The sequence below is a fragment of the Aldersonia kunmingensis genome (assembly GCF_001646865.1).
Taxonomy (GTDB): Bacteria; Actinomycetota; Actinomycetes; order Mycobacteriales; family Mycobacteriaceae; genus Aldersonia; species Aldersonia kunmingensis.
The window spans coordinates 1-7,362 of record NZ_LRRB01000199.1 but is presented as its reverse complement, the minus strand read 5'-3'; the positions used below and the strand labels follow the sequence as shown (position 1 = coordinate 7,362).

General features: G+C 67.9%; 5 protein-coding genes and 1 pseudogene. 5 read left to right on the top strand and 1 reads right to left on the bottom strand.

The window, feature by feature from the left end:
• Positions 1–214 (bottom strand): annotated as a pseudogene (locus A8G08_RS27200) (hypothetical protein); the annotation flags it as partial.
• 9 nt (positions 215–223) lie between these two features.
• Between A8G08_RS27200 and A8G08_RS15670 the strand changes: the two are divergent.
• The 5 genes from A8G08_RS15670 (at position 224) to A8G08_RS15650 (ending at position 7,237) form a co-directional block, all read left to right on the top strand.
• Positions 224–2,824 (top strand): bifunctional FO biosynthesis protein CofGH, encoded by a 2,601-nt coding sequence (locus A8G08_RS15670; RefSeq protein WP_084436335.1) that lies wholly within the window; start codon positions 224–226, stop codon positions 2,822–2,824.
• 172 nt (positions 2,825–2,996) lie between these two features.
• Entirely contained in the window at positions 2,997–3,320 is a 324-nt protein-coding gene (gene fdxA / locus A8G08_RS15665) for a ferredoxin (protein ID WP_068275832.1), read from the top strand.
• Between the two features lie 28 nt (positions 3,321–3,348).
• Positions 3,349–4,434, top strand: a complete 1,086-nt coding sequence (gene dapC, locus A8G08_RS15660; RefSeq protein WP_068275835.1) for a succinyldiaminopimelate transaminase — start codon at positions 3,349–3,351, stop codon at positions 4,432–4,434.
• Positions 4,435–4,637: 203 nt separating this feature from the next.
• Positions 4,638–6,281: an L-glutamate gamma-semialdehyde dehydrogenase gene (gene pruA, locus A8G08_RS15655; protein WP_068275828.1), complete on the top strand. Its 1,644-nt coding sequence runs from the start codon at positions 4,638–4,640 to the stop codon at positions 6,279–6,281.
• A complete protein-coding gene (locus A8G08_RS15650) occupies positions 6,278–7,237 on the top strand; it encodes a proline dehydrogenase family protein (protein ID WP_068275827.1) in 960 nt (319 codons plus the stop codon). Before pruA ends, A8G08_RS15650 begins: the two co-directional genes overlap by 4 nt.
• Positions 7,238–7,362: the final 125 nt, after the last annotated feature.

The following is a 7,362-nucleotide window of genomic DNA, read 5'->3' as shown; positions in this document are numbered from 1 at the left end:
GGTCGAGCGGGTCGACGAGTGCCCACACCGCCAGTGCCGCGAAGGCGACTGCCCAGGCGAGCGCGGCGTTGATCGCCCATAACCATTTCGCGCGCGGACTCGGGCGCCATGCTGGTTCGACCATCGTGACGGGCGCCATGCCGCCATGCTCCACGACGTCGCCGGGGTCGTCCATGTGCTGCGTGACAGCACCCGAAGTGGCAGGCCAACTCATACGTGGCGCATGATCGGGTGCGTGACCTTGTTGCCGGATCCGACAGTGCCCGCCAAGTCTGCGCCCGCCGCGGCCGTCAGTTCCTCGGCTGAACGTCCTGTGCCGACTTCGTCGGCGATGCGACGGGTGCTGCGACGCGCCCGCGACGGCGCGACCCTCAATCTCGACGAAGCCGAGGCGCTGCTGACCGCGCGCGGCGAGGACCTCGCGGATCTGTGTCGCTCGGCGGCGCGCGTGCGGGATGCGGGGCTCGAATCCGCGGGTCGGCCGAAGACGGTCACGTACTCGCGCAAGGTGTTCATTCCGCTGACCCGGTTGTGCCGCGACAAGTGCCACTACTGCACGTTCGTCACCGTGCCCGGCAAGCTGCGCGCCGAGGGACTGGGTGCGTACCTCGAGCCTGACGAGGTGCTCGATATCGCTCGCAGGGGCGCGGAACTGGGCTGCAAGGAGGCCCTCTTCACGCTCGGCGACCGGCCCGAGGACCGCTGGCCCGAGGCGAAGCAGTGGCTCGACGAGCGCGGCTACGACTCGACCCTCGACTACGTGCGGGCCATGTCGATCCGCGTACTCGAAGAGACCGGCCTGTTGCCGCACCTCAACCCCGGCGTGCTCAGCTGGGAGGAGATGTCGCGGCTCAAGCCCGTGGCGCCGTCGATGGGCATGATGCTCGAGACGACGGCCACCCGGCTGTTCACCGACCGCGGCGAATGCCACTACGGCAGCCCGGACAAGGACCCGGCCGTGCGCCTGCGCGCGCTCACCGACGCCGGCCGCCTGTCGGTGGCGTTCACCACCGGAATCCTCGTTGGGATCGGCGAGACGGTGCGCGAGCGTGCCGAGTCGATCATGGCGATCCGGAAGTCGCACAAGGCGTTTGGGCACATCCAGGAAGTCATCGTGCAGAACTTCCTGGCCAAGGAAGACACCGCCATGCGGGATACGCCCGATGCCGGTATCGAGGAGTTCCGTGCCGCGATCGCCGTCTCCCGTCTGCTGCTCGGGCCGCGGATGCGAATCCAGGCGCCTCCGAATCTCGTGTCCGCGGATGAGTGCCGCGACCTGATCGACGCCGGCGTGGACGACTGGGGCGGTGTCTCGCCGCTCACGCCCGACCACGTCAACCCCGAGCGGCCGTGGCCGAACCTGGACACGCTTGCGGAGATCACGGCCGCGGCCGGCTACACGCTCACCGAACGCACCGCCGCGCAGCCGGAGTACGTCCTCGCGGGCCCGCCCTGGATCGATCCGCGGATCGCCAGGCACGTCGACGCGCTCGCCGACCCGGTGACCGGGCTCGCGCGCACCGACGTGACTCCGGTCGGCCTGCCCTGGCAGGAGCCCGACGAATCGTGGGAGTCGGTCGGTCGCACCGACCTCCATTCCGCGATCGACACCGACGGGCGCAACACCGAGACGCGCAGCGACCTCGGCAGCGCGTTCGGCGACTGGGAGACCGTGCGCGAGCAGGTGTTGTCGTTGAGCGCCCCGGTTCGCGTCGACACCGATGTGCTGGCCGCGCTGCGCTCGGCAGAGGCCAACCCGGCAGGGTGCACGGACTCCGAGTACCTCGCGCTGGCCACCGCGGAAGGCCCCGGCCTCGAGGCGATGACCGCGCTGGCCGACGACCTGCGCCGCGAGGCAGTCGGCGATGACGTCACCTACGTGGTGAACCGGAACATCAACTTCACCAACATCTGCTACACCGGCTGCCGGTTCTGCGCGTTCGCGCAGCGCAAGGGTGACGCGGACGCGTACACGCTGTCGATGGACGACGTCGCCGACCGCGCCTGGGAGGCGCACGTCGACGGTGCCACCGAGGTCTGCATGCAGGGCGGCATCGACCCCGAACTCCCCGCGTCCGGTTACGCCGACCTGGTTCGGGCGGTCAAGAAGCGCGTGCCGTCCATGCACGTGCACGCGTTCAGCCCGATGGAGATTGTCAACGGCGCAGCACGCTCGGGGCAGAGCATCCGGGACTGGCTGATCGAGCTGCGCGAAGCGGGCCTGGACACGATCCCGGGCACTGCCGCGGAGATCCTCGACGACGAGGTGCGCTGGGTGCTCACCAAGGGCAAGCTGCCGACGGCGAGCTGGGTCGAGGTGGTCACCACCGCGCATCAGGTGGGGCTGCGGTCGAGCTCGACGATGATGTACGGCCACGTCGACAACCCGAAGCACTGGGTTGGCCACCTCCGCGTGCTGCGCGGGATCCAGGACGAGACCGGTGGGTTCACCGAGTTCGTCCCGCTGCCGTTCGTGCATCAGTCTGCGCCGCTGTACCTCGCCGGCGCTGCACGTCCGGGGCCGACGAATCGGGACAACCGCGCGGTGCACGCGCTGGCACGCATCATGCTGCACGGCCGGATCCATAACGTGCAGACCAGTTGGGTGAAGCTCGGCGTCACGGGCAGCCAGGTGATGCTGAACGGCGGTTGCAACGATCTCGGCGGCACGCTGATGGAGGAGACCATCTCGAGGATGGCCGGCTCGGAGCACGGTTCGGCGAAGACAGTGGCTGAATTGCGGGCGATCGCCGAGGGTATTGGCCGTCCCGCCAGGGAGCGCACGACCAAGTACGCCCGGCGAGAGGGCAGCCCGGCGGCGTGAGCGGATCGGCATTCGGACGAGTCCCGCTCGGGCGCGGGCTGTGGTAAGGGCAGGCTAATTGAAATGCGTGTGATCCGGCGGGCGATACTCTTGGATCGAGCGATGCGTTACGCCGAGCGGTGCTACGCGCGCGCACGTGACTTCGAGTTTGTAAGGGAAACGAGGGACTGCAGTGACGTACATTATCGCTGAGCCATGCGTGGACGTGATGGACAAGGCGTGCATCGAGGAGTGCCCTGTCGACTGCATCTACGAGGGCGGCAGGATGCTGTACATCCACCCCGACGAGTGCGTGGATTGCGGTGCGTGCGAGCCGGTTTGCCCGGTCGAGGCGATCTTCTACGAGGATGACGCGCCGGACCAGTGGAGCGGATACGTCAGCGCCAATGCCGACTTCTTCGATGACCTCGGTTCGCCAGGTGGTGCCGCGAAGCTCGGCAAGGTCGACTACGACCCGCCGTTCGTGAAGGCGCTCCCGCCCGGTGGCGAGGACTGATTTGACCAATCGGATCAGCCGTCGGCCGATTTCGGCTCGGCTTCCCGATTTCCCTTGGGACACCATCGCGGCCGCCAAGGCGACCGCGGCTGGTCACCCCGGCGGCATTGTTGACCTCTCGGTCGGCACGCCGGTGGACCCCGTCGCGCCCGTCATCAAGGACGCGCTGTCCGCCGCCGCCGATTCACCGGGATACCCGCTCACCGCGGGCACCCCGGCACTTCGCCATGCGGCGGCGGCGTCGCTGTTCCGTCGCTACGGGATCGGCGGCATCGCGGATGACGCGGTGCTGCCGGTTATCGGCACCAAGGAACTGATCGCGGCGCTGCCGCAGCAGCTCGGACTCGGCCCGTCCGACCTCGTGGTGATCCCTGAGCTGGCCTACCCGACCTACGAGGTCGGCGCGCTACTCGTCGGCGCCGAGGTGCTCCGTGCGGACGGTCTTACTCAGCTCGGGCCGCAGTCACCGGCGCTGATCTACGTGAACTCGCCGTCGAACCCGACGGGCAAGGTGCTTGGCGTCGACCACCTGCGCAAGGTTGTCGAGTTCGCCCGTGAGCGCGGCGCGATCGTTGCCTCCGACGAGTGCTACCTCGGCCTCACCTGGGAGGGGCATGCCCCCTCGATCCTCGATCCCGAGGTCTGCGGCGGCGACCACACCAACCTGCTCGCGGTCCACTCGTTGTCGAAGACGTCGAACCTGGCCGGTTACCGGGCGGGCTTCGTCACCGGCGATCCCGCGCTGGTCACCGAGCTGCTCGCGGTGCGCAAGCACTCCGGCCTGATGCTGCCGGCCCCGGTGCAGGCCGCGATGACCGCAGCGCTCACCGACGACGAGCACGAGAACGTCCAGCGCGAGCGCTACCGCGCCCGCCGCAAGACGCTGCTCGCCGCGCTGACCAGCGCCGGTTTCGCCGTCGACCATTCCGAGGCCGGGCTGTACCTGTGGTCGACCCGCGGCGAGCCGTGCCGTGACACCGTCGACTGGCTCGCCGAGCGCGGCATCCTCGTCGCCCCCGGTGATTTCTACGGCCCGCGGGGTGCACAGCATGTGCGCGTCGCGCTCACCGCGTCCGACGAGCGGATCGAAGAAGCCGCAGCCCGGCTGTCCTGAGCCGGATCACCGGAGGCCAAGCGCCTTCCCCCGAGCAAATCTTGTTTCCCCTGGCAAAACTTTGCCCGCGCGAACACATTTGCTCGCGTAAGCGACCCCATTTCGTGTCCCGAGCGCACCGCAACGAAGCGCTCGCGCCCTCGGTTTGCGCGCTAACCTGACGAGTAAGCAGGTGCGGAGCGACCCGAACACTCGGAGGCGCCATGGATGCGATTACATCGGTTCCGGAACCCACCAACGAGCCGGTCCACGGTTACGCGCCGAACAGTCCGGAGCGGGCCAGGATCACGGCGAAGCTGAAGGAGCTCGCCGCGGAGCCCGTCGACATTCCCCTGGTGATCGGCGGGGTGCATCGCCGCGGCGAGGGGCGCCGGGAGGACGTCGTCGCCCCGCACAGCCGCCGAACCGTGCTCGGCACCCTCTCGCACACGACGCGCACTGAGGCGCAGGCGGCGATCGATGCCGCGCTCGCCGCCGCGGGGGAGTGGCGGGCGATGGCGTTCGACGATCGGGCAGCGATCCTGCTGCGCGCAGCCGACCTGCTGTCCGGGCCGTGGCGGGAGACGATCGCCGCCGCGACGATGCTCGGGCAGTCAAAGAGTGTTCAGCAAGCCGAGATCGACGCGCCGTGCGAGCTGGTGGACTTCTGGCGTTTCAATGTCGCATTTGCTCGCAATATCATTGCCCAGCAACCTAATTCGTCACCCGGTATCTGGAATCGGCTGGAGTACCGGCCATTGGAGGGGTTCGTCTACGCGATCACCCCGTTCAACTTCACCGCGATCGCCGGAAACCTGCCCACCGCACCGGCTCTGATGGGCAACACGGTGGTGTGGAAGCCATCGCCAACCCAGACCGTCTCGGCATACCTGACGATGAAGCTGCTCGAGGAGGCAGGACTACCGCCCGGGGTGATCAACCTGGTCACCGGTGATGGCGCGGATCTGTCCGAGGTGGCTCTGGCCGATCCGCACCTGGCCGGTATCCATTTCACGGGTTCCACCAAGACATTTCAGTATTTGTGGCGCGAGGTCGGCACCCACATCGATCGATATCGCGGCTACCCGAGGTTGGTCGGTGAGACCGGCGGCAAGGACTTCATCGTCGCGCATTCCTCCGCCGACCCGGCGGTGCTGCGGACGGCGCTGATCCGCGGGGCCTTCGAGTACCAGGGGCAGAAGTGCTCCGCCGCCTCGCGGGCCTACGTTCCACGTTCCGTCTGGCGGCGGATGAGGGACGAATTCCTCGCTCAGACAGATGAATTGAGCTATGGGGACGTCGCGGACCTGAGCAACTTCGGCGGCGCCGTGATCGACCAACGGGCCTACGACAAGAACGTCGCGGCGATCGAGCGCGCACGTGGCGCGAACGGGATCGAGATTCCGGTCGGCGGTAAGTACGACGACGCGGAGGGCTGGTTCGTCCGCCCGACCGTGCTGCTCGCCGACGACCCGCGCGACGAGGCATTCGCTACCGAATACTTCGGCCCGATCCTGTCGGTGCACGTCTACGACGACGCAGACCCCGGAGCTTTCGACGATCTACTCGGCGAGGTCGAGTCTGCCGCGCCGTACGCGCTGACCGGCGCGGTCATCGCGCAGGACCGGGCCGCGATCGCCGAGGCATCGGCGGTACTGCGATTCGCCGCGGGCAACTTCTACATCAACGACAAGCCGACCGGCGCGGTAGTCGGCCAGCAGCCGTTCGGTGGCGCGCGGGCCTCCGGCACCAACGACAAGGCGGGCTCGCCGCTGAATCTGCTGCGCTGGACCTCGGCTCGCACGATCAAGGAAACCTTCACCCCGCCAAACGATTACCGGTACCCGCATATGGGCAGTGCCACATGAGCAAGCTGTCCAACCCGCTACGCCCTGCGATCCTCGCGGCGGCCCGCTCCCCGCGGATGGAACGCACCATCACCCGGGCGCCGATCACAAGCCGAATTGTCGAGCGGTTCATTGCCGGCGAGGCGCGGCCGCAGGTGCTCGAGGTGGTGGCAGGCCTGCTCGACAGCGGGCGGGTGGTGAGCATCGACTTCCTCGGCGAGGACACCACCGATCGGGCCGCAGCCGATGCGACGGTGACCGAGTATCTGGCGCTGATCGGCGCGCTCGGCGAGCAGACCGCCAATGCGCGCGGCGTAATGCCGGCCGAGGTGTCGGTGAAGCTTTCCGCGCTCGGTGCGGCGCTGCCGCAGGACGGGGAGAAGATCGCGCTGGATAACGCATGGAAGATCTGCGCGCAGGCCCAGGCATCGAGCGTGTGGGTGACGATCGACGCCGAGGACCACACGACTACGGACACGACGCTGCGGATTGTGCGCGAGTTGCGCGCGCAGTACTCGTGGCTGGGCGCGGTGCTGCAGTCCTACCTGCGCCGAACCGAGGCCGACTGCCGGGATATGTCGGGATCAGGTTCGCGCATCCGGCTGTGCAAAGGGGCCTACGCCGAACCGGAGTCGGTGGCATTTCAGGACCGGGAAGAGGTGGATGACTCGTACCGTCGCTGCCTGGCCATCCTCATGCGCGGCAACGGCTACCCGATGGTCGCCTCGCATGACCCGGCGATGATCACGGAAGCCGGCCGACTTGTTCGCGAGACCAGGCGTACCGCAAGCGATTTCGAACACCAGATGCTGTACGGCATCCGTGATGTCGAGCAGGCAAGGATCGCCGCGGCTGGCGACACTATGCGGGTGTATGTGCCCTACGGCAGCCAGTGGTACGGCTACTTCATGCGCCGGCTCGCCGAGCGGCCGTCGAATCTGAAGTTCTTCTTGCGGTCGCTGGCTACCCGCTCCTGACAGGCCGAGAAAGTCCGTTCGCCCGGTGTCGAGGACCGCGTTTGAACTACGCGCGTCGTCGATGCCGTCGACCGCGCGTTGAGCAACGCTCGCGCCTGATCGAGTTCGACGCCGCGCACCGTTTC